This window comes from Flavobacterium sp. (assembly GCF_046155325.1).
Lineage (GTDB): Bacteria > Bacteroidota > Bacteroidia > Flavobacteriales > Flavobacteriaceae > Flavobacterium.
On sequence record NZ_JBJXDQ010000018.1, the window covers coordinates 1 to 2,862 of the forward strand.

The 2,862-nt window shown below is 30.0% G+C and carries 6 protein-coding genes and 1 pseudogene; all 7 read right to left on the reverse strand.

Translation table 11 applies throughout. The features are described 5' to 3' along the window. Nucleotides 1-173 (reverse strand): annotated as a pseudogene (locus tag ACKVOD_RS01620) (dGTPase); the annotation flags it as partial. A 47-nt stretch (nt 174-220) separates the two neighbouring features. Continuing rightward, nucleotides 221-520 carry a type II toxin-antitoxin system RelE/ParE family toxin gene (locus ACKVOD_RS01625; protein ID WP_409207739.1) on the reverse strand — a complete coding sequence of 100 codons (300 nt, stop codon included), beginning with the start codon at nt 518-520 and terminating at the stop codon, nt 221-223. Next, the gene (locus ACKVOD_RS01630) at nt 520-726 is read right to left on the reverse strand and encodes an addiction module protein (protein WP_409207740.1); all 207 of its coding nucleotides are present in this window, start codon (nt 724-726) and stop codon (nt 520-522) included. Before ACKVOD_RS01630 ends, ACKVOD_RS01625 begins: the two co-directional genes overlap by 1 nt. Nucleotides 727-776: 50 nt before the next feature. Next, on the reverse strand, nt 777-1,001 hold the full coding sequence (locus ACKVOD_RS01635; protein ID WP_409207741.1) for a GNAT family N-acetyltransferase: 225 nt from the start codon (nt 999-1,001) through the stop codon (nt 777-779). Nucleotides 1,002-1,010: 9 nt separating this feature from the next. After that, entirely contained in the window at nt 1,011-1,223 is a 213-nt protein-coding gene (locus ACKVOD_RS01640) for a hypothetical protein (protein WP_409207742.1), read from the reverse strand. Between the two features lie 51 nt (nt 1,224-1,274). Then, the gene (gene dinD / locus ACKVOD_RS01645; RefSeq protein ID WP_409207743.1) at nt 1,275-2,117 is read right to left on the reverse strand and encodes a DNA damage-inducible protein D; all 843 of its coding nucleotides are present in this window, start codon (nt 2,115-2,117) and stop codon (nt 1,275-1,277) included. Nucleotides 2,118-2,212: 95 nt separating this feature from the next. After that, nucleotides 2,213-2,611 carry an RDD family protein gene (locus tag ACKVOD_RS01650; protein ID WP_409207744.1) on the reverse strand — a complete coding sequence of 133 codons (399 nt, stop codon included), beginning with the start codon at nt 2,609-2,611 and terminating at the stop codon, nt 2,213-2,215. Nucleotides 2,612-2,862: the final 251 nt, after the last annotated feature.

The window sequence follows — 2,862 nt, forward strand, 5'->3', positions numbered from 1 at the left end:
GTTTTCGAAAGCGGAATAACCTGCGTTTTGTCCTGTAAACTTCGGAATGCGGCTGAAAATATAATTCGGTCATAATCGACTTCAAAACCCAGACGCGTGTCGTCTTGTTCTATTCGTAATCGTTTGCTTGTGTCGCCCTGACGTCTTAGTGATAGAAGTTGTTCCCAGTTCATTGTGATTTATGATTGAAGATTTTTGATTTGTGAGCTTTGGACTATAATTAAAAAAGGAGTCTTTTTGACCAGTTTTTAGGCGAACGAGAAGTATGAAAAAGGCCAATAATTGTTATTTGATTTTCAATAATTACATAATGAATTCCAAAAGAGAAGCGAGAAATAAATCTAATTTTTACCTGTTTATATCTTTTTTGAAATGCATCAGGATCTCTTAAAACTTCTTCAATTCCTGCTTCTAAACAAAGCTCAAAATCATACGAAAGACCTAATCTTTGTTCTTCATACCAAAGAACAGCAGCTTCAATGTCGAATAATGTTTCTTTAGTAAATTGGATTTTATGCATTACCGAATGGACTTCAAATATTTTTTAACCTCGTCCCAGGTAAATAATTCTGATCTTCCTTCTTCTAAATTTTGCAATCGAATATCTAATTCTTTTTTCAATTCATCAGAAATTTCCATGTCCTTTTTAGAAATACTATCCCATAATTGTTCGGCAAGAATAATTTTTTCGGCATTGCTATATTTAGATAAATTCTGAATTTCCATTATTTCGGATTTAATTTAATAACAAATATACAAATTGAAAATACAAGTCTCTAAATTATTTTCTTCATGCAAATGCTAGTTTCAACACCCGTATATTGACCGTAATTTGGAATAATTTCATAACCTACTTTTTTATACAAAGCAATAGCATTTTCTAACTTGAAAGAAGTTTCAAGTATGGCTGAGGTATGATTTAATTCTTTTGACCAAACTTCTAATTCTTCCAAAATTTTATGAGCGATCCCTTTGCTCCGGTGATCTTCAGAGACGAACATTCTTTTTATTTAGGCTACCTGATTTTTCGATTTTTTAAAAGCACCACAACCAACTGGAATTTCATTTTCATAGCCAACAATCACATTTTCAATATAAATTTGATTGTATTGAGCGAAAAAATCTTTTTCTTCTCCATCAATATCAATAAGATATTCATCAAAAAGAGTGGTTGGTTTTTGAAAATCTGGATTTTCAGAGGTTGTTCTGGTTAGCTTCATCATTTCTTTTATAATCAATTAGTTTTTTAGCCATAATTTTCTAAAAAACTACAATTAAGTCAATTTATCTGGGTTTTTACCAATGTTTTTTGTCTCTGAATTTACTCTTCTTTCTAATTTTTTGATATCTTCTTCAGGCGGAAGATTTTCAGGCACAATTTTTCTGTCTAAAAGCAACTTTCTTACACCTAGATTATTATTAATATGTTCCGAAGAGATACTTCTTTCAGAAGACAATCCTTTATCTTTGGTGTTAAAAACGGTAATTTCTGTTGCAAAATCTTTAGCTTTGATAACAATTGTTGGAAGAAAATCAGCAAGCGGTCTATTTTCAGGAACACCAAGTCTCATTTTCATTTGTGAAGTGTTTTTTCCTCCAAATAATGCCTGATCGCCTTTACTTCTTATTATCCCAAAATTTTTATCATTTCCTGTTTTTTCAAAAATAAGTTCGGATAATTCCTTTTCGGATAAAGTCAGTTTTTGTCGAGCATTTAATCGTTCCCAGTCCTCTATTCTTTTGGCTATTAATTCAAATTTTCTTGTTTGAATCGCAAAATAATTCTGAGCAAAAGCAATTTGTTCTTTTCTTGGATCTCCATTTTGAGCAATTAAATAACACGCATAACGTGTAAGCATCATGTCTTCAATTTCTCTTTCTGTTCCAGAACCAATAACAACCATTTTGTTAACGTCAACAAAATGGTCTAATATCAGATTATCAGTGACTTCGCAAGAAGTTTTTGCTTTTGAAATTACTTTGTTAAAATTTCGCCATTCTGAATATCCCAAAAGATGTTGAATATCTCTTGCAAACCAAAATTCAATTCCGTTTTCGGTAGTTTGAGAATGATCTTCAAAATCATTTGTCATACTTATTATTAACTCGTTCTTCATAAATTATGAATTAATGTTGAATACTAAAAATTTTGAAGCTCTAAAAACTCCTTTTTACAATTTTCTAATTTACTTGTTTTAACCACAAAAGTACCTCAATATTCATCATGCCAACCAGGTTTTCTACCTTTTAAAAAAGTAAAATATTCAAAGGGAATAATTCTTAATACTGTTCTGGTCATAATTGCATAAAAATTTGGTTTAAAACCGTCTTTTAATACAACAACAGTTTTTGTAATGTATTTAGCAAATGTTCGAGAAAATAAAAATTCAGTAATTCCATAATATAAAAACCAAATTATCGAATTAAAAATCAAATTTTGGATACGATCAAATGTATCTATCCAATTTGAAAAATGTGGATATAAAGCATTAAATTTTATAAAACTAGAAATAAAATAAACAATCAATGAAATTATATAAATAAAAACTAAATCAATTATAAAGTGCAATAAACGTATGTTTTTTGAGGCTAATATATAATTTGGTATCATGTAATTACTAATTAAAGCAAAACAGCCATCATTATGATAGCTGTTTCTATATTATTTAAACGTTTTTTCGTTGAGATTCAACATTAGGTTTTAATGAGATTGCTTCGTTCCTCGCAATGACTAGCTACCGCACATTTCACAATCATCAGGTCCAGCATTTTTAGCCAATTCGATCATGGCTTTATACTCTTCCAATGACATTTCTGCGGGTTCGTCTAAAACGGCAATAGGCTGTAACGTTTGTTCCGTAG

Coding starts and splice junctions, on each gene's coding strand:
- ACKVOD_RS01625 (WP_409207739.1), bottom strand. CDS start 520: ATGCATAAAATCCAATTTACTAAAGAAACATTATTCGACATTGAAGCT.
- ACKVOD_RS01630 (WP_409207740.1), bottom strand. CDS start 726: ATGGAAATTCAGAATTTATCTAAATATAGCAATGCCGAAAAAATTATT.
- ACKVOD_RS01635 (WP_409207741.1), bottom strand. CDS start 1,001: ATGTTCGTCTCTGAAGATCACCGGAGCAAAGGGATCGCTCATAAAATT.
- ACKVOD_RS01650 (WP_409207744.1), bottom strand. CDS start 2,611: ATGATACCAAATTATATATTAGCCTCAAAAAACATACGTTTATTGCAC.
- dinD (WP_409207743.1), bottom strand. CDS start 2,117: ATGAAGAACGAGTTAATAATAAGTATGACAAATGATTTTGAAGATCAT.
- ACKVOD_RS01640 (WP_409207742.1), bottom strand. CDS start 1,223: ATGATGAAGCTAACCAGAACAACCTCTGAAAATCCAGATTTTCAAAAA.